The sequence below is a fragment of the Streptomyces sp. NPDC048196 genome (assembly GCF_040652715.1).
GTDB lineage: Bacteria > Actinomycetota > Actinomycetes > Streptomycetales > Streptomycetaceae > Streptomyces > Streptomyces siderophoricus.
Genome location: NZ_JBEZMM010000031.1, coordinates 33,310 through 54,121, shown reverse-complemented (window position 1 = coordinate 54,121; position 20,812 = coordinate 33,310). Strand labels below are relative to the sequence as shown.

20 protein-coding genes and 1 pseudogene are annotated in these 20,812 nt (G+C 70.2%); 11 read left to right on the top strand and 10 right to left on the bottom strand.

The genetic code is table 11. The features are described 5' to 3' along the window. Positions 1 to 138 precede the first annotated feature (138 nt). The 5 genes and pseudogenes from AB0E02_RS26340 to AB0E02_RS26320 form a co-directional block, all read right to left on the bottom strand. A pseudogene (locus tag AB0E02_RS26340) lies at positions 139 to 931 on the bottom strand (ABC transporter permease). Further along, the gene (locus tag AB0E02_RS26335) at positions 928 to 2,064 is read right to left on the bottom strand and encodes an ATP-binding cassette domain-containing protein (protein WP_362143166.1); all 1,137 of its coding nucleotides are present in this window, start codon (positions 2,062 to 2,064) and stop codon (positions 928 to 930) included. The pseudogene AB0E02_RS26340 and the gene AB0E02_RS26335 overlap by 4 nt, the downstream one beginning before the upstream one ends. Before the next feature lie 196 nt (positions 2,065 to 2,260). After that, a complete protein-coding gene (locus AB0E02_RS26330) occupies positions 2,261 to 3,103 on the bottom strand; it encodes a DUF4097 family beta strand repeat-containing protein (RefSeq protein WP_362143164.1) in 843 nt (280 codons plus the stop codon). A gap of 271 nt (positions 3,104 to 3,374) precedes the next feature. Further along, positions 3,375 to 3,920: a hypothetical protein gene (locus AB0E02_RS26325; RefSeq protein WP_362143162.1), complete on the bottom strand. Its 546-nt coding sequence runs from the start codon at positions 3,918 to 3,920 to the stop codon at positions 3,375 to 3,377. 114 nt (positions 3,921 to 4,034) lie between these two features. Next, positions 4,035 to 4,508, bottom strand: a complete 474-nt coding sequence (locus AB0E02_RS26320) for a helix-turn-helix domain-containing protein (RefSeq protein WP_362143160.1) — start codon at positions 4,506 to 4,508, stop codon at positions 4,035 to 4,037. A 70-nt stretch (positions 4,509 to 4,578) separates the two neighbouring features. On the opposite strand from AB0E02_RS26320, the gene AB0E02_RS26315 reads away from it, so the two are divergent. Further along, positions 4,579 to 5,454 carry an NAD(P)H-binding protein gene (locus AB0E02_RS26315; protein WP_362143158.1) on the top strand — a complete coding sequence of 292 codons (876 nt, stop codon included), beginning with the start codon at positions 4,579 to 4,581 and terminating at the stop codon, positions 5,452 to 5,454. Between the two features lie 119 nt (positions 5,455 to 5,573). On the opposite strand, the gene AB0E02_RS26310 is transcribed toward AB0E02_RS26315, so the two are convergent. From AB0E02_RS26310 to AB0E02_RS26300, 3 genes are all read right to left on the bottom strand, one after another. After that, positions 5,574 to 6,650 (bottom strand): methyltransferase, encoded by a 1,077-nt coding sequence (locus AB0E02_RS26310; RefSeq protein ID WP_362143156.1) that lies wholly within the window; start codon positions 6,648 to 6,650, stop codon positions 5,574 to 5,576. Between the two features lie 394 nt (positions 6,651 to 7,044). Further along, the gene (locus AB0E02_RS26305; protein WP_362143154.1) at positions 7,045 to 9,432 is read right to left on the bottom strand and encodes an excinuclease ABC subunit UvrA; all 2,388 of its coding nucleotides are present in this window, start codon (positions 9,430 to 9,432) and stop codon (positions 7,045 to 7,047) included. 121 nt (positions 9,433 to 9,553) lie between these two features. Beyond that, positions 9,554 to 9,769: a hypothetical protein gene (locus AB0E02_RS26300; protein WP_362143152.1), complete on the bottom strand. Its 216-nt coding sequence runs from the start codon at positions 9,767 to 9,769 to the stop codon at positions 9,554 to 9,556. Between the two features lie 197 nt (positions 9,770 to 9,966). Here AB0E02_RS26300 and AB0E02_RS26295 point away from each other — a divergent pair, with 197 nt between their 5' ends. From AB0E02_RS26295 to AB0E02_RS26265, 7 genes are all read left to right on the top strand, one after another. Continuing rightward, positions 9,967 to 10,656 (top strand): hypothetical protein, encoded by a 690-nt coding sequence (locus tag AB0E02_RS26295; RefSeq protein WP_362143151.1) that lies wholly within the window; start codon positions 9,967 to 9,969, stop codon positions 10,654 to 10,656. Between the two features lie 8 nt (positions 10,657 to 10,664). Further along, positions 10,665 to 11,267 carry a DUF488 domain-containing protein gene (locus AB0E02_RS26290; protein WP_362143149.1) on the top strand — a complete coding sequence of 201 codons (603 nt, stop codon included), beginning with the start codon at positions 10,665 to 10,667 and terminating at the stop codon, positions 11,265 to 11,267. Continuing rightward, the gene (locus AB0E02_RS26285; protein WP_362143147.1) at positions 11,264 to 11,701 is read left to right on the top strand and encodes a DUF488 domain-containing protein; all 438 of its coding nucleotides are present in this window, start codon (positions 11,264 to 11,266) and stop codon (positions 11,699 to 11,701) included. Before AB0E02_RS26290 ends, AB0E02_RS26285 begins: the two co-directional genes overlap by 4 nt. A gap of 479 nt (positions 11,702 to 12,180) precedes the next feature. Next, positions 12,181 to 12,339: a hypothetical protein gene (locus AB0E02_RS26280; RefSeq protein WP_362143146.1), complete on the top strand. Its 159-nt coding sequence runs from the start codon at positions 12,181 to 12,183 to the stop codon at positions 12,337 to 12,339. Positions 12,340 to 12,458: 119 nt separating this feature from the next. Further along, positions 12,459 to 12,902: a helix-turn-helix transcriptional regulator gene (locus tag AB0E02_RS26275; protein WP_362143144.1), complete on the top strand. Its 444-nt coding sequence runs from the start codon at positions 12,459 to 12,461 to the stop codon at positions 12,900 to 12,902. 31 nt (positions 12,903 to 12,933) lie between these two features. Then, a complete protein-coding gene (locus AB0E02_RS26270) occupies positions 12,934 to 13,575 on the top strand; it encodes a hypothetical protein (RefSeq protein WP_362143142.1) in 642 nt (213 codons plus the stop codon). A gap of 191 nt (positions 13,576 to 13,766) precedes the next feature. Continuing rightward, positions 13,767 to 14,114 (top strand): DUF2516 family protein, encoded by a 348-nt coding sequence (locus tag AB0E02_RS26265; protein WP_030415896.1) that lies wholly within the window; start codon positions 13,767 to 13,769, stop codon positions 14,112 to 14,114. A 141-nt stretch (positions 14,115 to 14,255) separates the two neighbouring features. Here AB0E02_RS26265 and AB0E02_RS26260 read toward each other — a convergent pair whose 3' ends face one another. Together AB0E02_RS26260 and AB0E02_RS26255 are read right to left on the bottom strand one after the other, a co-directional pair. Continuing rightward, complete coding sequence (locus AB0E02_RS26260) at positions 14,256 to 15,620, bottom strand: SpoIIE family protein phosphatase (RefSeq protein WP_362143141.1); 1,365 nt, start codon at positions 15,618 to 15,620, stop codon at positions 14,256 to 14,258. A 293-nt stretch (positions 15,621 to 15,913) separates the two neighbouring features. Then, positions 15,914 to 17,023: an NlpC/P60 family protein gene (locus AB0E02_RS26255; RefSeq protein ID WP_362143226.1), complete on the bottom strand. Its 1,110-nt coding sequence runs from the start codon at positions 17,021 to 17,023 to the stop codon at positions 15,914 to 15,916. 450 nt (positions 17,024 to 17,473) lie between these two features. Between AB0E02_RS26255 and pstS the strand changes: the two genes are divergently transcribed. The 3 genes from pstS to pstA all read left to right on the top strand — a co-directional run bounded on the left by pstS (position 17,474) and on the right by pstA (position 20,805). Next, entirely contained in the window at positions 17,474 to 18,598 is a 1,125-nt protein-coding gene (pstS, locus tag AB0E02_RS26250; protein ID WP_362143139.1) for a phosphate ABC transporter substrate-binding protein PstS, read from the top strand. Between the two features lie 135 nt (positions 18,599 to 18,733). Further along, positions 18,734 to 19,726 carry a phosphate ABC transporter permease subunit PstC gene (pstC, locus tag AB0E02_RS26245; RefSeq protein WP_030809290.1) on the top strand — a complete coding sequence of 331 codons (993 nt, stop codon included), beginning with the start codon at positions 18,734 to 18,736 and terminating at the stop codon, positions 19,724 to 19,726. Continuing rightward, positions 19,723 to 20,805, top strand: a complete 1,083-nt coding sequence (gene pstA / locus AB0E02_RS26240) for a phosphate ABC transporter permease PstA (RefSeq protein WP_362143136.1) — start codon at positions 19,723 to 19,725, stop codon at positions 20,803 to 20,805. The genes pstC and pstA overlap by 4 nt, the downstream gene beginning before the upstream one ends. Positions 20,806 to 20,812 lie beyond the last annotated feature (7 nt).

Sequence of the window (20,812 nt, the reverse complement as noted above, 5' to 3'; positions counted from 1 at the left end):
CGCAGCGGTGGCGCGGCGGGCGTCGTGGCGGGTGTCACGGCGGGTGGCGTGGCGGTGTCACGACGGCTGTCGCGGCGGGCGTCGTGGCGGGGGGTGTGGTGGGTCTCGCGGCGGGCGTCGTGGCCGTGGCGCCGACGGCTAGCGTTCGACGCCGCGCTTGAAGGCCGTGCGCGCCCACAGGTAGCCGACCAGGCTGAGGCCGAGGCACCAGGCGACGGCGAGGTAGCCACTGGTGCCGATCTCGGTGCCCATCAGCAAGCCCCGGAGGGTCTCGATGGCCGGGGTGAACGGCTGGTACTCGGCGAACCAGCGCAGCCCGGTGGGCATCGACTCCGGCGGGACGATCGCGCTGCCGAGGAACGGCAGGAACGTCAGTGGCATGGGCATATTGCTCGCTGTTTCTGCATTTTTCGCCACCAGACCCATCGCCGCCGCCAACCAGGAAAGCGCAAGGGTGAGCAGGGCCAGGACGCCGGCCGCCGCCAGCCACTCCACCGGGGTGGCGTCGGGCCGGAAGCCCATCAGGAGGGCCACCCCGATCACCAGCGCGATGCTGACCATCGTCTGGATCACACTGCCGACGACATGCCCGGTCAGGAACGAGGCCCGGGAGATCGCCATGGTCCGGAACCGGTTGACGATGCCTTCCGTCATGTCGACGCAGACGGAGACGGCGGTGGCCACCGCCCCCGAGGTCGCCGCCATCAGGATGATGCCGGGCGCCACGTAGTCGATGTAGTCGGTGGTACCGCTGGACGTGGCGCCGATACCGGCGCCGAGGGCACCGCCGAAGACGTAGTTGAAACAGCAGCAGCATCAGCACGGGCATCGCGACGACCGACACCGTCATGGACGGGTAGCGCAGGGCGTGCTTGAGGTTGCGCCGCAGCATCGTCGCGGAGTCCCACGCGGCGTAGGACAGCGTGCTCATCGGGCTTGCCCCTTCGGGGAGTTGGCGGCGCGGCCGGACGCGGCGGGACCGGTGAGGGTGAGGAAGACGTCGTCGAGATCGGGCGTGTGCACGGTGAGCCGCTCCGCCTCGATGGCGGCGTCGTCCAGCGCGTCGAGCACGGAGCGCAGGGCGGGGATACTGCCGTCGCTGGGCACGTCCAGGATGAGCGCTTCGGCGTCCCGGCCGACGGAACCGTAAGAGGCGGAGGCGGAGGCAGAGGCGGAGGCGGAGGGACCGGAGGAGGAAGAAGGGTCGAAGCCGGCGGCACCGGGATCGAAGAGGGCGGCGGCCGCTTCGAGGCCGTGCGCGTCGGCGAACCGCAGGCGGATGTGGCCGCCCGGGATACGGCGCTTGAGCTCCTCCGCGGTGCCCTCGGCGACGATCTTCCCGCCGTCCAATACGGCGATCCGGTCGGCGAGTTGGTCGGCCTCCTCCAGGTACTGCGTGGTGAGGAAGATGGTGACGCCCTCGTCGGCGACCAGGCCGCGGATGATGTCCCACATGGTGCGCCGGCTGCGCGGGTCGAGGCCGGTGGTCGGCTCGTCGAGGAAGATGATCCGGGGGTTGCCGACCAGCGTCATCGCCAGGTCGAGCTTGCGGCGCATACCACCGGAGAAGGTGGCGACGGGCTTGCCGGCCGCCTCGGTCAGTTCGAAACGGTGCAGGAGTTCGGCGGCGCGCCGGCGGCCTTCCCGGCGGTCGAGGTGGTGCAGGTCCGCCATGAGCAGCAGGTTCTCCCTGGCGGTGAGGAGATCGTCCACGGCCGAGAACTGGCCGGTGACGCCGATCGCGGCCCGTACGGCGTCGGCCGCGTCGCGCACGTCGTGTCCCGCGACGCGGGCCAGGCCGGCGTCCGCGGTGCGGAGGGTGGAGAGGATCTGGACGGTGGTGGTCTTGCCCGCGCCGTTGGGCCCGAGGAGGGCGAAGACGGTGCCCTCGGCAATGCGGAGGTCGATGCCGTCGAGGACGGTCTTGTCGCCGTACGACTTGGTGAGCCCGACGGCGGTGATCGCGGGGGCGGGGGTCACCGGGGCGGGCGCCGTGGCCACCGGGGCGACGGGTGCGGTCGCGGAGGACGGGGCCGGCGCGGAAGACGGGCTTGAGGACGTCATGTCACGTCACTTCCTTCTCTCTCTGTTCTGTTGTGGAGGACTTCGTCTCGGTTTTCGTCTCAGTTACGGAGGACTTCGTCGAAGAGAAACGCTGAGGAGAACCGCTGAACTGTTGAGCAGAACCGCTGAGGAGAATCGCTGAGGAGAACCGCTGAGCCGTTGAGGAGAACCGCTGTGGAGGGAAGCGATCCGGGGATCAGGCGCGGCGGATCTCGATGTTGCCGACGCCCGTGCGCGCACGGACCTCGACCGTTTCCTCGCCCGCGCCGGGGCCGTCGAACGGCGTGAGCGTGTTGCGCACCCCGCCGAGCCGCGTATGCACATCGAGCCAGGCGGCGGTGGCGGCGCGGATGCCCACCTCGATGTCACCGGTGGCGGTCAGCAGGTTGGAGCGGCCCCGCACCAGTTCGCCGATGTGGATGGCGCCGTGGGCCGTCTTGGCCTCGACGCCGCCGTGTGCGACGCCCACGGAGAGCCTGCCGTTGGACGAATTGGCCGTCAGATCGCCGGTGACCTCGCCGATCGTGGTCGCGCCGTTGCCGTTCTTGACCGTCGCCGCGCCCGCGACCTCTCCCACCTCGATCCGGCCGGCCGCGATGACCTCGGCGTCCCCGGTCACCCGGCTCACATGGATGTCGCCCAGGTCGGTCCGCAGGAAAGCGGTGTGGGCCTCGTCGACGTGGACGTCACCGTAGGAGGTCTTGATCCGGCACTCCCCGAGGCGACCGGTGCAGTGGAAGTCCCCCATGGGGGAGGTGCCGTGGACGTCCGACCCCGCGGGCAGCTCGATGCGCACGTCGAGCGAACCGCTCCGGCCGAACAGGGAGCGCTTGCGCGGGCCCTTGACCTGGAGGGTGCCGCCCGCGCAGGTGACCTTGGTCTGCTCCGCGGCCCGTACGTCGACGGCCTCGGCCGCGTTGGCGGGCAGCACCTCGATGACGGTGTCGGTGCGCTTGCCGGCGATGATCCGGACGGTCCCGATGTCGAACTCGACCGTGGCGGAGACCGGTTCGGGTGTCTCGAAGTCGAAATGAGGCATGGCTGTTCCGTCCTCTTGGTGTGGGCGGGGTGGGTGTGGAGGTTGTGGGTGTGGGTGTGGGCGGCGTCCCGCCGACGGGCGGGGCGGGGCACGGCGACGTGCGGTGAGTTGCGGGCAAGCGGTTCAGCGACGTCCGCACGACGTGGTGCCACGGTGGCGCCAGCGTGGCGCCCGCCAGTGCCGACGCGGGAGGGGCACGGCCCGCGGCACCCGCCAAGGACAGCGGGCCGCGAGGACCGCCAGGGGCCGCAAGGGGCCGCCGAACGGCCGGCTAGCGGACCCAGCCGGTGTAGCCCTGGGCGCCCGAATGACGGCGACGGGCGGCGGGACGGCCGCGGTCGCCCGGCTCCAGCGCCGTGGCCGCGGCCCGCACCAGCCAGGCGTTGACCGAGAGCCCCTCTTGGCCGGCGGCGTCCTCGATCCGGGCCTTGAGGTGGGCGGGCAGCCGGAAGTTGATCCGGGCCGTGCCACCCTCCTCCGCCTCCGCGGGGGCCGTCGGCACCTGGGCCGGCGCCGCCGGGACCCCGCCCGGCCCGCCTCCCTGCTCCTCGGCGTCCGCGTACGATTCCTGCCCCGGCGGCGGGGTCACGACGAACTCGGGGTCGAGCCCGCGCAGCCGTACGTCGACCGAACCCGGCGCCAGATCGCGGGTGACCTCGCCCATCGCCGCGGACAGCGCGTTCAGCAGCGTGAGCCGGGCGGCCGACTCCAACGGGGCGGTGAGCCGCTCGGCCAGGGCCCGGGCTTCGTCGCCTCCGGCGTCCGCGGCGACCGCGAGCTCGTGCCGGAGATTGTCCACGTACGGCGTGAGATCCATGACGCCATCATGGCACCACCATGGCGCCATCGCAACCTCCATGGCGCAACAGTGGCGCCACCCCGGCACCGGCCAGCGCCAACCAGTGGCACGCCGATGCCCCCTCCCCCGCTGTCAGCGCTCCGCGTGTGCCGCCTGTGCGGCATGTGCGGTGCGTGCGTCCCGTGCGGTGTGTGCGGCGTCCCAGGCCGCCTGGGAGGCGGCGATGGCCGGGCGGTGGGCGATCGACCAGTCCGCGAGGGCCTTCACGAGGTGGGTGAGGCTGCGGCCCAGCTCCGTCAGCTCGTACTCGACCTGGGGCGGGACGGTGGGGTACACGGTCCGCTTGACCAGCCCGTCCCGCTCCAGGCGCCGGACGGTGAGGGTCAGCATGCGCTGCGAGATGTTGCCCGGGATGGCGCGCTGCAGCTCCTTGAACCGCTTGGTGCCGGGGGTGAGTTCCACCACCACGTAGACGGACCACTTGTCCCCGAGCCGGTCCAGTACGTCCCGGACACCGCACTCGTCCTGGGGTGTCTCACGCACGATCACGGGCCCGGCCGACCCCGATTCCGCCGAGGTGGTTACCCCCGTGTGCCCTACTGACATCAAAGTGCCTCCTTACGCGCTTGAGTTGCCCTCTCGATGATGGGATCACACAGCTCAGGAGGGGGATCCCATGATTCTGATCACCGGCGCCAACGGCGCCCTCGGCCGGCTCGTCGCCGCGGAACTGGCCGACCGGGACGACGTCGTCCTCGGCACCCGCACCCCCGGCCCCGCGACCCCCGGTTCCGCCGCCACCAGCACCGACGCCGCTCAGGCCACCCACCCCACCCAGCGCCGCATCGACTTCGACGACCCGTCCTCCCTCGACTTCACCGGCGTGGACACCCTGGTGCTCATCTCCGCCGGATACGGCGAGGACGACGTCGTGATCGCCCGTCACGACGCCGCGATCACGGCGGCCGAGAAGGCGGGCGTCCGACACCTCGTCTACACCAGCCTCAGCGGCGACGGCGACCACCTGGCGTACGCGCTGGCCCACCGCTGGACCGAACGCCGCCTCGCGCGCAGCCCGTTGGCGTGGACGGTGCTGCGCAACGGGCTCTACGCCGAGTTCCTCGCCGCCATCGCCGCGCCGGGGCCCGACGGCACGATCGCGGCGCCGCTGGGCGCGGGCCGGCTGGCCGCGGTGGCCCGCGCCGACCTCGCGGCGGTGGCGGCACGGGTGGCGACCGAGCCGGCCCGGCACGCCGGGCGGGTCTACGAGCTGGTGGGCGAACGGGCGCTGGGCGGCGCCGCGTTGGCGGAGGCGGTGGGCGGCTCGTACGAACCCGGTTCGCTCGGCGCGGCCCGGGAGGCGATCGCCGCATCCGGCGGGGCTCTGCCCTACCAGGTGCCGATGCTGGTGGGCACGTACTCGGCGATCGCCGGCGGCTTCCTGGACGGCTCCGGCATCGAGGCGAACGCGCTGCGCACGCTCCTGGGCCGCGAGCCCCGCCCCGCCCTGGACGCCTACCGGACCGCGGTCGCCGCGCTGTCCGCGTCCTAGCCCGGCAGCACGTCCAGTCCGGCACCACGTCCCAGCCCGGTCAGACGTCCAGCCCAGCACCACGCCCCAGCCCGGCCAGCACGTCCCGCCCAGCACCGCCTCCTGGTCCGGTACCGCCCCTAGTCGGGCACCGCCTCGCCGGTGGCTTCGGCCTCGATGACGGAGGACATGGCGCGGGTCGGCAGGATGCGGCGGAGGCGGAAGCCGGAGCGGGTGAGGAGGCCCTCGAACTCGGCGGCGGTGCGTTCGCGGCCCCGTACGACCATGAGCATGACGATGTCGAGCGCGAGGGCCGGGTGCGGGGAGCCGTCGGCGGGCAGGACCGCGTCGATGACGAGCAGCCGCGTACCGGGCGTCACGGACCGGCGGATGGTGCGCAGGATGCGCAGGCAGTCCTCGTCGGGCCAGTCGTGCAGGATGTTCTTGAGCAGGTAGAGGTCCCCGCCCTTCGGTACGGCGGTGAAGAAGTCGCCGCCCTCCGTGCGCCAGCGGTCGTTGAGTTCTTCGGTGTCGAGCAGGTGGTCGGCGACGGTCTCGGGGCGGTCGAAGAGGACGCCCCGCAGGCCCGGGGAGCGGGTGAGGGCCTCGCGGAGCAGGCCGCCCCGGCCGCCGCCGACGTCCACGACCGTGCCGCTGTCGGGGAACGGGTAGGCGCCGGCGATGTCCTCGTTCGCCTGGCCGGTGCGCGACGTCATCGCGGCGTCGAAGAGCCGGCTCTTCTCGGGCGTGGCGGACAGGTGCGCGAAGAAGGGGACGCCGTAGGCGGTCTCGAAGCCGGGCTCGCCGGTTCTCAGGGTGTCGGGGAGGTTCTCGGCGGATCTGCGGAACATCTCGTCGGTGAACAGCAGGGCGGTGGCGCGCTGGGAGCCGGGCACATCGGCGCGCAGGCCCGTCCCGCTCTCCGTCAGGGCGAACGCCCCGTCCTCCTCGCGGAACAGCCCGCGGGTGGCGAGCATCCGCAGGATCCGGCGCAGCGGCACGGCCTGCGTGCCCGACCGCTCGGCCAGGTCCTCGGCGGTCCGCGGGCCGTCGGCCAGGAGGTCCGCGATGCCGTGCACGATGACGGCGCGCACGGCGTCGGCGTATATGTGGCCGTACATCAGGTCCTGCAGCGGCGAGAAACGGGCGCCGGCGGCGGGGGCGTCCGGGCGGGTCTCCGGGGTGATGTCAGCGGTGGTGTCAGGGGTGGTGGCCAAGGGTTCACTCCTGTGGTCGCGATGTGTCGGCAGGTCTCCATTATCGAGCATTTGCCCAGGTCACGGGCGGTTTTGGAGACTTCGGCCCGCCGCGTACGACCAGCGGAGGGCCGCAGACGGACCCCGCTGCCCCGCCCTCCCGCCCCGGGTCGCGACCCCACCGGGGCCCCCTCCGCACTCCCTCACGGGCCGGTTTCCGGGCGCGCCACCAGGACTTTTCGGGCGCGCCGCGGGGCCTTTTCGGGCGCGCCGCGGGGCCTTTTCGGCCGCGCCACGGCGACGCCCCCGGCCACCCGACCCGGCCACCCGTCCCGACCGCCGCCCCGGCCGTCGACCCAGCGGCCGCTCCGGCCGCCGCCCCGGCCCCCGCCCCGGCCGCCGCCCCGGCCCGCCGTCAGCTCCCGACGTAGTCCGCGAGGTGTTCGCCGGTGAGGGTGGCGCGGCCCGCGACCAGTTCGGCCGGGGTGCCCTCGAAGACGACGCGGCCGCCGTCGTGGCCGGCGCCGGGGCCGATGTCGATGATCCAGTCCGCGTGCGCCATGACCGCCTGGTGGTGCTCGATGACGATGACCGACTTGCCGGAGTCGACGAGCCGGTCCAGCAGACCGAGGAGCTGCTCGACATCGGCGAGATGGAGGCCGGCGGTCGGCTCGTCGAGGACGTAGACGCCGCCCTTCTCCGCCATGTGCGTGGCCAGTTTGAGCCGCTGCCGTTCGCCGCCGGAGAGCGTGGTGAGCGGCTGGCCGAGAGTGAGGTAGCCGAGGCCGACGTCGGACAGCCGGCGCAGGATCCGGTGGGCGGCGGGCGTGCGGGCCTCGCCGTCGGCGAAGAACTCCTCGGCCTCGGTCACCGGCATCGCGAGCACCTCGCTGATGTCCCGGCCGCCGAGGTGGTGGTCGAGGACCGCCGCGTCGAACCGCTTGCCCTCGCAGTCCTCGCAGGGGGTGGCGACGCCGGCCATCATCGCCAGATCGGTGTAGAGGACGCCGGTGCCGTTGCACGTCGGGCAGGCACCCTCCGAATTGGCACTGAACAGCGCCGGCTTGACGCCGTTGGCCTTGGCGAACGCCTTGCGGATCGGGTCGAGCAGTCCGGTGTAGGTGGCCGGGTTGCTACGCCGGGAGCCGCGGATCGGTGCCTGGTCCACCGCCACCACCCCCTCCTCGGCCGGGATCGAGCCGTGCACCAGGGAGCTCTTGCCGGAGCCCGCGACGCCGGTGATCACGCAGAGCACACCGAGCGGGAGGTCCACGTCGACGTCCCGCAGGTTGTTCGCCGTGGCGCCGCGGATCTCCAGGGTGCCGGTGGGCTTGCGCACCGCGTCCTTGAGCCCGGCGCGGTCGTCGAGGTGGCGTCCGGTGACGGTGTCGCTGCCGCGCAGCCCGTCGAGGGTGCCCTCGAAGCAGACGGTGCCGCCCGCCGCGCCGGCGCCGGGACCGAGGTCCACGACGTGGTCGGCGATCGCGATCACCTCCGGCTTGTGCTCCACGACGAGCACCGTGTTGCCCTTGTCCCGCAGCCGCAGCAGCAGGCCGTTCATCCGCTGGATGTCGTGCGGGTGCAGGCCCGCGGTCGGCTCGTCGAAGACGTAGGTGACGTCGGTGAGCGAGGACCCGAGGTGGCGGATCATCTTGACGCGCTGCGCCTCGCCGCCGGAGAGGGTGCCCGCGGGGCGGTCGAGCGAGAGGTAGCCGAGGCCGATCTCGACGAACGAGTCGAGGGTCTGCTGCAGCGCGGTGAGCAGCGGCGCCACCGACGGCTGCGCGATCCCGCGCACCCAGTCGGCCAGGTCCCGGATCTCCATCCGGCAGGCGTCCGCGATGGAGAGCTTCTCGATCTTCGCGGACCTGGCGTGCTCGGCGAGCCGGGTGCCGTCGCACTCGGGGCAGGTGGCGAAGGTGACCGCCCGCTCCACGAACGCCCGGATGTGCGGCTGCATCGCCTCCTTGTCCTTGGACAGCATCGACTTCTGGAGGCGCGGGATCAGACCCTCGTAGGTCATGTTGATGCCCGCGATCTTCATCCGGGTCGGCTCGCGGTGCAGCAGGTCGTGCAGTTCCCGCTTGGTGAACGTGCGGATCGGCTTGTCCGGGTCGAAGAAGCCGGACTCCGCGTACAGCCGGGAGTTCCAGCCGCCGCCGGTGTAGCCGGGGACGGTGAACGCGCCCTCGTTGATCGACTTACTGTCGTCGTAGAGCTGGGTGAGGTCGAGGTCGGAGACCGATCCGCGGCCCTCGCAGCGCGGGCACATACCGCCGACCCGGTTGAACGTGACCTTCTCCGCCTTCTTGGCGCCGCGCTCCACCTTGATCGCACCGGACGCGCTGACCGAGGGCACGTTGAAGGCGAACGCCCCGGGCGGGCCGACGTAGGGCCGGCCGAGCCGGCTGAAGAGGATCCGCAGCATCGCGTTGGCGTCGGTGGCGGTGCCGACGGTGGAGCGGGGGTCGCCGCCCATCCGCTGCTGGTCGACGGCGATCGCGGTGGTCAGCCCGTCGAGGACATCGACCTCGGGCCGGGCCAGGTTCGGCATGAAGCCCTGCACGAAGGCGCTGTACGTCTCGTTGATCAGCCGCTGCGACTCGGCGGCGATGGTGTCGAACACCAGCGAGCTCTTGCCCGAGCCGGAGACGCCGGTGAACACCGTCAGCCGGCGCTTCGGTATCTCGATGCTGACGTCCTTGAGGTTGTTCACGCGTGCGCCGTGCACGCGGATCCACTCGTGGCGGTCGGCAACGTGCGGCGCCGGCGACTGCGCGTCCGCTCTCGGGGCCATGCTCATCGGTGTCTCCATCTGCCGGAACTGCAACCTGCCGCTCACGCTACGGGCGGGCAGCCGGCCGTGCTTCTTCTTTCCTGACCGGTGGGGGTGCCGGAGCGGTTGTGACGCTGTGGTTCCGCACCTACGAAGACGAGAGCGATATCTGGTCGTAATTCGAGCTCAACGACGAGGAGCGGGGCTGCGGCACGTCGGCCTGCGAGGACTCCAGCGCCAGCCCGTGACCGAAGCCTCGCTGGCGGAGGTCATCGAGATCCATGACCGCGGCGACCTCACAGCCGTCACCTCCTACGAGGGGCAGTACGGCGTTCTCGCGGGAGGCACCCTGTACGGCTGGCAAGAAGCGGACGGTGCTGCCGCGATCACGCGGCGACAATCCGAGTCGACTTGGGCCGCTGCGCACCCTCGACGTAGCTCGCACCGACGGGGACCGCAGGACGCCCGTCGAGGGTCTGCCCGCCATCGAGTTCGCTGTTCGGGGATGTGCACCTCCACTACCATGAGCGCGTCCAAGTGCGGCGGGTCGGAGGGGGCAACGTGGCAACGACCAAAAAATTGGTGTGCTTAGCCAATTCCCGCAAACACGGTGGACGGTGCGTTGCGGGTATCGAAATTAAGTCGAACAGTTGGATTCGCCCCGTCAGCAGCCGTCCAGGTCATGAGGTCTCCGCGGCTGAGCGACAATATCCGAGCGGGGCCGAACCGGGCCTGCTTGACATCGTCTCCATGCGACTCATCAAGCCTAAGCCCATCGGCTTCCATCGGGAAAACTGGCTCGTTGATTCCAGCGTCCGCTGGCAAAAGAAGGGGCAGATCGGGTGGGATGAACTGTGCCTCCTGGAAGAACCCTCTACACGATTATGGAGGAACGGCTACCACACTAACGCCGGCAACAATGACCGAGTGCCAGCCGACCAGGAGGGAACAGTGATGGAATCACTCAAGCTCATCCGGGTCGATGAAGCGACGATACAGGTGGATCACCCTTGGTCCAATGACGCGAGGCCGACTGTGCGCGCTCAGTTTCAACACGCCGGTTCCGTTTATTCCCTGAGAGTGACCGACCCGGTGTGCGAAGAGAGGTTCCGGGGCCGGGGTATCGGACGTTATCCGTTGGGTAACTCCTTTCTGACGATAAGCCTCAGTGAAAAGTTCGATGGCTACCTCTACAAGTTGGTGGCGGCTGTCATTGAGCGCGCCAAAGTGGAACCAAGCGGTAGGCGATGACGTTCGGTATGATATTGACCATCGGTCACTCCACCCACGAATTCCCGACATTGGTCGGGCTGCTTCGGCAGAACGAGGTAACGGCAGTTGCCGATGTTCGCTCGATTCCTGTCAGTCGGTTCACGCCCCAGTTCAATCGGGTACCACTGGAGCACGGCTTGTGCGAGGCCGGCATGAAGTACGTTTTCCTGGGCAAGGAACTCGGAGCGCGCACCAAGGACACTACCTGCTACGTTGACGGGCAGGTGCAGTATGGCCGCCTTGCGCAGACGCCTGGATTCATTAGCGGCATTGAACGCTTGACAAAAGGCGCACGAACCGAGCGGATCGCCATTATGTGTGCCGAAGGTGAGCCCTTGGACTGCCATCGCACGGTACTCGTCGCGCAGGTGCTCACCGAGCACGGCGTTGCGATCAGCCACATCCATGGCAACGGGCGAATGGAGAGCCACACCGCAGCGATGGAGCGCCTCATGGCCAAGTTCGGGCTGGCGGAGGACGAACTATTCCGGACCCCGGCTGAGCGTCTCAAAGAGGCGCTGAGTCGCCAGGAAAGCCGGATCGCGTACGTCAAGGATGAGTTTCGCGCCGACAAGGCAACAGAGGCATGAAAATCTACACTATCGGGTTCACCAAGAAATCCGCCGAGAAGTTCTTCGGCCTGTTGCGCACATCAGGCGCGACGACCCTGGTCGACGTCCGACTCAATAACGTTTCACAACTGGCAGGCTTCGCCAAACGGGACGACCTGAAGTTCTTCCTCGGTGAGCTCTGCGGCATGAGGTACGCGCACAGACCTGACCTGGCGCCGACGCAGGCCATCCTCGATGACTACAAAAAGCAGGGAACCGGCTGGGAGACATACGAAAAGCGATTCCTGAAACTGATGGAGCAACGGGCCATCGAGGATGCCGTCCCACGGGACCTGATCGACAACGCAGTTCTGCTGTGCAGCGAAGACAAACCGCACCACTGCCACCGCAGGTTGGTCGCGGAGTATCTCGCCGATCGATGGGGCAGCGTCGCAGTCGAGCACCTGGTGTGAAGTCTTGATCTACCGGCCAGGCCTCGAATTGTTTGCCGGACTGATGCCGTCAACCCCGATTGACGCCGCGCCCGCGCCCCCCTCTCCGCCGACGGCGGGTCCTATAAAGGACCGGCGGGAGGGACGGGGGCACCCCTTTCACTCCGAGTACTCGGAACTCCGCGCGGCCGGTTCTCTCGCCCCGGCCCTGGCCCTCGCTGTCGCCACCAACAGCGACCTCACGCTCTGGGCCCGGACCGAACTCCACTTCGACGACTGAGCGGCCAGCGGGACACCAGGCGAGAGGAAGACAGATGGACAGGGCGGAACTCGCCGGGATGCTGGGCGACCGGACCACGGCCTGCGAACCCGCCAGGGAGGCACTTCTCACCGGAGGCGACTTCGTCGTATGGGACGGCCGCGTTCCCAGTCAGCAGCTTGCCGGCGTCTACGCGGCTCGCCTCCGACGTGCGAGGAAGCGAGGGGCTGAGACTCTCGCCTTGCCATCCACCATCGACATCCTCACCCGGCTCGAAGCCGCTCAGGTCAGGATCGGCTGCATTTTCTCACCGGACCGGACATGGGCCTTCATGCTCTTCCTCGCCGACGACGCCAGCGCGGTCCTCGCCTGCACGGGAGTCCGCCGAGCTGAGCAGTGACAGTGGCCCTGCTCAAGTGACAACCATCGTGCTCGGGCTCAACCGGTGCGCGTGCTGGTGCGTACCACTTTTGCTAGCGCTTGCTTGCAATAGTTAGCACGGCGAGGCACCATCGACGTATGGCATCACTCAACGTCGGCAATCTCGGCGAGTTCCTGCGGGAGCAGCGGCGCACCGCGCAGCTGAGCCTGCGGCAGCTCGCGGATGCCGCCGGGGTGTCCAATCCGTACCTCAGCCAGATCGAGCGCGGCCTGCGCAAGCCCAGTGCGGAGATCCTCCAGCAGCTGGCCAAGGCGCTGCGGATATCCGCGGAGACGCTGTACGTCCAGGCCGGAATTCTGGATGAGCGACGCGGTCTGGACGGGGTCGAGGTGCAGACCGCGATACTCACCGACCCGGCGCTGAACGAGAGACAGAAGCAGGTCCTGCTGCAGATCTACGAGTCCTTCCGCAAGGAGAACGGACTGGTCAGCCGCGAGGACCGGGCAGCGGGCAGCCATGCGGACGGACGCGAGGCGGACGCCCATGAGACCGAGGCCGACGACGGCCCGCACGCCACCTGAGCAACCGATTCGTTCCAGGAGGAACCACGTCATGGCCATCAACACCGATGAGCTCCGCAAGGTCCTGACCGACGCCACCCCGCTCTACGCCGTGGCCGGCACCATCGATCTGGCCGCCGAGAAGCTCGGCGAGGTGCCGCAGCTGGTGGAGCGGCTCAAGGCCGAGGCGCCCAAGCGCTTCGATTCCGTCCGCAGCACCGATCCCAAGGAGGTCCAGGCGCTGGTCACCAAGCAGGCCAAGGACGCGCAGGAGAAGCTCGCCGAACTGCTGGAGTCGCTCGACGGCGACTTCAAGAAGTTCCGCGACCAGGCGCAGGAGCTGGCGCTGCAGGGCGTCGGCCGGGTCGCCGAGACCGCGGTGAAGGCCCGCGAGGGCTACGAGGAGCTGGCCGAGCGCGGCCGGGGCGCGGTGGCGACCTGGCGCGGCGAGGTGGCCAACCGCACCGAGGACGTCGCGGTGGCGATCGAGCCGGAGCCGGCCCCCAAGCCCGCCGCCAAGAGCAGCACCGCGAAGACCGGCACGGCCAACGGCTCCAGGAGCGCGAGCAAGGCCACCCCGTCGGCCAGGACCACCTCGGCCCAGAGCAAGCCGGCCGCGCCGAAGAAGCCGGTCGCGCAGCGCAAGCCGGCGCCGGCTCCGGTGAAGAAGAGCACCCCGCCGTCCGCGAAGTGAGCGCACGGCCGCGCACCGCGCGCTGAGGCGCGGATCACGGCCGGGCCGGGCACACCTGGCGTGCCCGGCCCGTTGTGCGGGTACGGTGGGGCGGCACGGGCGGCAGCCAGCGGCCCCCCGGCCCCGAGGGCCGGGCAGCGAGGACCAACACTGCACCAGACCACACGGCAGGCGAACGGGCGGAGGACGGCGTGCTGATCTACGGGTTCCAGTCGATTCTGAGCTGGGCGCAGCTCGCCCTGGGCATCTATGCCGCCGTGATGCTGATCGACGCCGCGGTGCGCCGCGAGGACGCCTACCGCGCGGCGAGCAAGCAGACCAAGGGCATGTGGCTGATCTTCCTGGCGATCGCCACGGCCCTGCTGTTCATCCTGCCGGTGATGTCGTTCCTGCCGATCATCGGCGTGATCGCGGTGATCGTCTACACCGTCGACGTCCGGCCGGCGCTGCGTGCGGTCTCCGGCGGCGGTGGCCGCGGGCCGCGGCGCGGCGGTTCCAGCTCGGACGGGCCGTACGGGCCGTTCAACGGCGGGCGCTGAGCGACCCCGCGGGCGGCCGCGGCCGCCCGGCCGCGTGGCGCGCCCCCTGATTCCGTGCCGCACCCCCTGATTCAGTGCCGCACCCCCTGATTCAGTGCCGCACCCCCTGATTCAGTGCCGCGCACCCACTGATTCCGCTGCTCAGCGGCGGTCCAGCAGCAGCACGGCCACGTCGTCCGTCAGCTCGCCGCCGTTGAGGTCGCGTACCTCCCGGACGGCCGCGTCCAGCAGGGCGTCGCCCTGGAGGCCGGACTCCATCTGCCGGCCGACGAGCTCCGCCATGCCCTCCTGGCCAAGCCGCTGGTTGCCCTCGCCGATCCGGCCCTCGATCAGGCCGTCGGTGTACATCATCAGGCTCCAGGAGCCGCCCAGCTCCACCTGGCGGCGCGGCCAGCGGGCCTCCGGCAGCAGACCGAGCGCCGGGCCACCGCATTCGTACGGCAGCAGCTGCGGGCGCTCGCCGGCCCGGGCCAGCAGCGGCGCGGGGTGGCCGGCCAGGCACAGCCCGGCGCGGCGGCCGTCCGCGGAGATGTCGACGGTGCACAGCGTCGCGAAGATCTCGTCGTCCGCCCGCTCGTGCTCCAGCACCTTCTGGAGGGTGGCGAGCAGCTCGTCGCCGCACAGCCCGGCGAAGGTCAGCGCGCGCCAGGCGATCCGCAGCTCGACGCCGAGGGCGGCCTCGTCCGGGCCGTGGCCGCAGACGTCGCCGATCATGGCGTGCACGGTGCCGTCGGCGGTGCGCACGGTGTCGTAGAAGTCGCCGCCGAGCAGCGCGCGGCTGCGGCCGGGGCGGTAGCAGGCGGCGAACCGCAGGTCGGAGCCGTCCAGCAGCGGAGTGGGCAGCAGGCCGCGCTCCAGCCGGGCGTTCTCCTGGGCGAGCATCCGCGACTCGGTGAGCTGGCGCTGGGCGAGGTCGGCGCGTTTGCGTTCGACGGCGTAGCGCACGGCGCGGCTGAGGACCGCACCGTCCAGTTCGTCGCGGAAGAGGTAGTCCTGGGCACCGACGCGTACGGCGTCGGCGGCGCGCTCGGCGTCCGTCTCGTAGGTGAGGACGAGGACGGCGTGCGAGGGAGCCATCCGCAGGACGTCGCGCAGCATGCCCAGGGCATCACCGGGGGCGGTGCCGCGCTCGCCCGCGGTGCGGTCGGCGGGTTCGGCCGGCGGCAGGTCGAGCAGGATGCAGTGCACGTCGTCGGTGAGCAGCCGCTCGGCCTCGGTGAGGTTGCGGGCGGTGCGCAGCCGTACCTTGCGGCCGGCCCAGTCCCACATCTCGGGGACGTGGCTGTTGGGGTCCTCGCCGATGAGGAGCAGGGTCAGGCCCTGGTGGAGCGGGCCGTGATCGGCCGAAAGTCGCTGTTCGATTTCCGGGGCGTCCGGGCCCCGGTCCGTCGCGTCCCCCGCGCCCGGCGCGCCGGCGACCCGCGCGGTCCGCGCGCAGGCGTCGTCCACCGGTCCTGCCTGGTGCGGCAGCACGACCGTCCGCTGGTGCGGTACGGGTACGGGCATCGGTCTGCTTCCTTCCCTCCCCCCGAGGGGCGCATGGGCGCCGACCGGCGCACCACGGTGCCGGCTGAAGCTCCGCTCGTCGGTCGATCGAACGGGCACGCACCGGGCACTGACAGGCGACCATAGCGCCAGAACGGAGCCATATGGAATGGCCGTCGGCAATCGGCCATCGTCATATGCCGCGGCCGATAAGGCATTTGACCTGGGCCGGGGGGAATGCGGAATGACGAATATCACCCCGCTTGAGTGCAATCGGCGACAAGCCGACAACTCTCGGAGAGGAAACAATCCGGTCATTTATCGCGGACGTGATCCGCGTCATGCCGGTCACCGTCCGGCCGGACCACCCCGAGGATCGGCATCGAGCCTGCCCCGGTGATCGTCACCTGCCGGCCGGGGCGCGGGGCGTGCACGATCGCGCCGTCACCGAGATACATCCCGACATGGCTGGCATCGGAGAAATAAATGATCAGATCGCCCGGCCGCATGTCCCGGACGGCGACGTGCGGCAGCTGCCGCCACTGCTCCTGCGAGGTCCGCGGAATCGTCCGCCCGGCGTGCTGCCAGGACCGCAGGGTGAGCCCGGAGCAGTCGAAGGTGTTCGGGCCCACGGCGCCCCACACATAATCCTTGCCGAGTTGTGCGGTGGCGTAGGAAATCGCCTTGCGGCCGGCCGCCGACGCTTTGTTGCTGATCTCGTCCAGTACGCCCGAGTCGAGCCACTTCTGCTGCTCCCGGAAGGCCGCTTCGTCCTCCAGCTTCTGCAGCCGGGCCTTTTCCTTCGCGGCCAGCCGGGATTCCAGCTCCTTTGCCGCGTCGATCTTTTTCTCGATGTCCTTGCGGGCGCTTTCCTTCTTCTTGCGGTTCGCCTCCAGCCGTTCCCAGCGGTCGGTCGCGGCATGGGAATAGTCCTGCAAATCGCCCTGGAGACGGCCGAGTTGAGTGATCACGCGTTTGGCGGCCAGCTGGCCCTTGCGGGCCAGGGTGGCGTTGTCGAGGAACGCTTCCGGATCGGCGTTGAGCAGCAGCTTCGCCTCGGCCGGCAGCCCGCCGCCGCGGTACTGCGCGCTGGCCAGGGCCCCCGCCTGCCGCTTGAGGGCGGCCAGGTCGTGCTGGGTGCGGTCGATGGTGCGGGCCAGCTTGACGATCTCCTTCTGCTGGCGTTCGACCTGCTCCTTGGCGGCGTTGTAGGCGTCGGTGGCCTGCTCGGCCTTGCGGTAGAGGGCGTCGATCTTCTTGCGCACGTCGTCGAGGTGGCGGGCGCCGGCCTCCGCGTCCTCCGGGGCCCCTGAGGCCCGCCCGGAGCCCGCCGGCGGGTCCTTCGGGTCGTCGGCGTACGCGGTGGACGCCGTGGCGCCCAGCAGGCCGGTGACGCACAGGACGGCGGCGGTGCACACCGCCAGCCGGCGGCCCGTGACGACCGGCCCGCCCGCTTCACTCGTTACGCCCTGTTCGCGCGATTCACCCCGTACATACCGAACGCCCTGCCGTGCCCCCTGGCTCCCCACCAGCCACCTCCGGTCGTTCCGCACCGATTCGCGTCAAGTCTCCGGCGCGGATGCTGCCATACCGGCCGGTAATTCAACAGGGCGACGGGCCCTTTAGTACGGGTGGGCGAGCACTTCTTTCCACGCACCCAGCCGATGGCCGAGGTTCACCGTGCGTTCACTCTCCTCCATCGGCCGCTTCACTTGATCTGCCTAATTTCGGCCGTACCGAGTGCGCGTCATGCCCGGAAGGCAAGCGCGACACGGCGCAGAACAAGCCTCAGCCGCACCCCCACGGCGGTCACCACACAGCTCACCACCTCGCACGCCGACGATGCGGCGCGCCCCAGGAAGGAATTCCCGACAGTGAAGCTTCAGCGCAAGAACCGGGTTCGCGCCCTCGCCGTTGGCGCTCTCGCCGTCTCCGGTGCCCTGGCCCTGACGGCGTGCGGTTCCGACGACACCACCGGCGGCAGCGGTGGCGGCGGTTCCGCCAAGTCCGCGAACATCAAGTGCGAGGGCAAGGGCAAGCTGCTCGCGTCCGGCTCCTCCGCGCAGAAGAACGCCATGGACGTCTGGGTGCAGAACTACTCGGGCGCCTGCAAGGACACCGAGATCAACTACCAGCCGACCGGCTCCGGCGCCGGCGTGACCACCTTCCTGCAGGGCCAGACCGCCTTCGCGGGCTCCGACTCGGCCCTCAAGCCCGAAGAGGTCACCAAGTCCAAGCAGGTCTGCAAGGGCGGCCAGGCCGTCGACCTGCCCATGGTCGGCGGCCCGATCGCGGTCGGCTACAACGTCCCCGGCGTGGACAACCTGGTCCTGGACGCCCCGACCCTGGCGAAGATCTTCGACTCGAAGATCACCAAGTGGAACGACGCCGCGATCAAGAAGCTGAACCCGGGCGCCAAGCTGCCGGACCTGAAGATCCAGGCCTTCCACCGCTCCGACGACTCGGGCACCACCGACAACTTCACCAAGTACCTCAAGGGCGCCGCGCCCGGCGACTGGAAGCACGAGCCGGCGAAGAAGTGGGAGGGCACCGGCGGCCAGGCGGCGTCCGGCTCGGCCGGCGTCTCCTCGCAGGTCAAGCAGACCAGCGGCGCGATCTCCTACTTCGAGCTGTCCTACGCGACCTCCGGCAAGATCCCCACGGTCAAGCTGAACACCGGCGCGAAGGCCCCGGTCGAGGCCACGGTCGACAACGCCTCCAAGGCCGTCTCCGAGGCCAAGCAGGTCGGCAAGGGCAACGACCTGGCCCTGCAGCTCAACTACACCACCAAGGCCGAGGGCGCCTACCCGATCACCCTGGTGACGTACGAGATCGCCTGCGACAAGGGCAACAAGGCCGAGACCCTGCCGGCCACCAAGTCCTTCCTGACCTACGTCTCCAGCAAGGACGGCCAGAACGCGCTGAAGGCCCTCGGCTACGCCCCGCTGCCCACCGAGATCGCCGACAAGGTCCGCTCGACCGTCAAGACGCTCTCCTGACCAACCCCGGGTGGCGGCCCGACCGTCGCCACACGACCCGAGGGGCCCTTTGACGAGGGCCCCTTCCGGGCCGCCGCCCGTCCGGTGCACCGCCGCACCTGGAGTCCCCCGCGGACTCCGCAGACCGGAGAATCCATGACTGCTTCTTCCATAGCCGACAACCCGCCACCACCCCAAGACGTGCGTTCCCCCGTCTCGGGCAAGGCGGTCCGCCCCGGCGACCGGATCTTCCTCGGGCTCTCCCGGGGCTCCGGCATCGCCCTGTTGGTGATCATGGCCGCCATCGCGGTCTTCCTCACCTACCGGTCCGTGCTCGCCATCTCCGGCGACAAGGCCGACTTCCTCACCACGTTCGACTGGAACGCCACCGGCACCGAGCCCAAGTTCGGCATCGCGGTGCTCGCCTTCGGCACGGTCGTCAGCTCGGTGATCGCCATGCTGATCGCGGTCCCGGTCGCCGTCGGCATCGCGCTGTTCATCTCGCACTACGCCCCGCGCCGGCTGGCCTCGCCGCTCGGCTACGTCATCGACCTGCTCGCTGCGGTGCCCAGCATCGTCTACGGCCTGTGGGGCGCGCTGTTCCTCGTCCCGCACCTGTCCGGCCTCTACAGCTGGCTGGACGACTACCTCGGCTGGACCGGGATCTTCAGCTACTCCCAGGGCGCCGCCCGCTCGCTGTTCACCGTCGGCATCCTGCTCGCGATCATGATCCTGCCGATCGTCACCAGCGTCAGCCGCGAGGTGTTCCTCCAGGTCCCGCGGATGCACGAGGAGGCCGCGCTGGCCCTCGGCGCCACCCGCTGGGAAGTCATCCGGATGTCCGTGCTCCCGTTCGGCCGCTCCGGCGTCATCAGCGCCTCCATGCTCGGCCTCGGCCGTGCGCTCGGCGAGACCATGGCCGTCGCCACGGTCCTCTCGCCCAGCTTCCTGATCAGCGCCAGCCTGCTCGACCCGGGCGGCGGCACGTTCGCGCAGAACATCGCCAGCAAGTTCAGCGAGGCCGACCAGTTCGGCCAGGACGCCCTGATCGCCTCCGGTCTCGTCCTCTTCGTGATCACGCTGCTCGTCAACGGCGCGGCCCGCCTGATCATCGCCCGCCGCAAGGAGTACTCGGGAGCCGCCGCATGAGTGTCGTGACGGACCGCCGTACGGTCGCCAACGGGCGCAATCCGCTCCCGGTCTCCCTCAAGCAGGCCCGGCTGCCCCGCTGGACCCCGCCGGTGCTCGCGCTGGTCGCGGTCGGCGCGGGCTGCGGCATCGGGCTGGCCGCCGGGCTGGACAGCACCATCCAGTGGGGCCTGATCGCCGCCCTGCTGTTCATCGCCGGCAGCTTCGTGCTGTCCGCGGCCGTCGAGGGCGCCCGGCAGGCCAAGGACCGGCTGGCCACCAGCCTGGTCTGGGTCGCCTTCCTGCTCGCCGTCGTCCCGCTGGCCTCCCTGCTGTGGGAGACCGTGGCCCGCGGCAGCAAGGTCCTGGACGGCTACTTCCTGTCGCACTCGATGGGCACCCTGCCGGACGCCATGCCCGGCGGCGGCATCTACCACGCGATCATCGGCACCCTGGAGCAGGTCGGCCTGGCCACCCTGATCGCCGCGCCGGTCGGTCTGCTCACCGCGATCTACCTCGTCGAGTACGGCCGCGGCCGGCTCGCCCGGGCCGTCACCTTCTTCGTCGACGTGATGACCGGCATCCCCTCGATCGTCGCCGGCCTGTTCGTCCTGTCCGTGTGGATCCTGATCCTCGGCTTCGGCCCGTCCGGTTTCGCCGGGTCGATGGCGCTGGCCATCCTGATGATGCCGGTCGTGGTCCGCTCCACCGAGGAGATGCTCAAGCTCGTCCCCAACGAGCTGCGCGAGGCCTCGCTGGCCCTGGGCGTCCCGAAGTGGCGCACCATCCTCAAGGTCGTCCTGCCGACGTCGATCGGCGGCATCACCACCGGCGTGATGCTCGCCATCGCCCGCATCACCGGTGAGACCGCCCCGGTCCTGCTCCTGGTGTGGGGCGCGAAGACGATCAACAACAACCCCTTCGAAGACGCCCAGCAGTCGCTCCCGCTGTACGTGTTCCAGCAGTGGCAGCAGGGTTCCGAGGCCTCCTACGACCGCGCCTGGGCCGCGGCCCTGGTCCTCATCGCCTTCGTCATGATCCTCAACCTGGTGGCCCGCGGCATCGCCCGCTGGAAGGCCCCCCAGCACGCCGGTCGCTGACGCGGCC

Bases quoted from the DNA above. Each gene is read 5' to 3' on its own strand.
- AB0E02_RS26275 (WP_362143144.1), top strand. From the start codon at position 12,459: ATGGCATCACTCAACGTCGGCAATCTCGGCGAGTTCCTGCGGGAGCAG.
- AB0E02_RS26260 (WP_362143141.1), bottom strand. From the start codon at position 15,620: ATGCCCGTACCCGTACCGCACCAGCGGACGGTCGTGCTGCCGCACCAG.
- AB0E02_RS26305 (WP_362143154.1), bottom strand. From the start codon at position 9,432: ATGAGCATGGCCCCGAGAGCGGACGCGCAGTCGCCGGCGCCGCACGTT.
- AB0E02_RS26285 (WP_362143147.1), top strand. From the start codon at position 11,264: ATGAAAATCTACACTATCGGGTTCACCAAGAAATCCGCCGAGAAGTTC.
- AB0E02_RS26335 (WP_362143166.1), bottom strand. From the start codon at position 2,064: ATGACGTCCTCAAGCCCGTCTTCCGCGCCGGCCCCGTCCTCCGCGACC.
- AB0E02_RS26320 (WP_362143160.1), bottom strand. From the start codon at position 4,508: ATGTCAGTAGGGCACACGGGGGTAACCACCTCGGCGGAATCGGGGTCG.
- pstA (WP_362143136.1), top strand. From the start codon at position 19,723: ATGAGTGTCGTGACGGACCGCCGTACGGTCGCCAACGGGCGCAATCCG.
- AB0E02_RS26290 (WP_362143149.1), top strand. From the start codon at position 10,665: ATGATATTGACCATCGGTCACTCCACCCACGAATTCCCGACATTGGTC.
- AB0E02_RS26315 (WP_362143158.1), top strand. From the start codon at position 4,579: ATGATTCTGATCACCGGCGCCAACGGCGCCCTCGGCCGGCTCGTCGCC.
- pstC (WP_030809290.1), top strand. From the start codon at position 18,734: ATGACTGCTTCTTCCATAGCCGACAACCCGCCACCACCCCAAGACGTG.
- AB0E02_RS26330 (WP_362143164.1), bottom strand. From the start codon at position 3,103: ATGCCTCATTTCGACTTCGAGACACCCGAACCGGTCTCCGCCACGGTC.
- AB0E02_RS26325 (WP_362143162.1), bottom strand. From the start codon at position 3,920: ATGGATCTCACGCCGTACGTGGACAATCTCCGGCACGAGCTCGCGGTC.
- AB0E02_RS26270 (WP_362143142.1), top strand. From the start codon at position 12,934: ATGGCCATCAACACCGATGAGCTCCGCAAGGTCCTGACCGACGCCACC.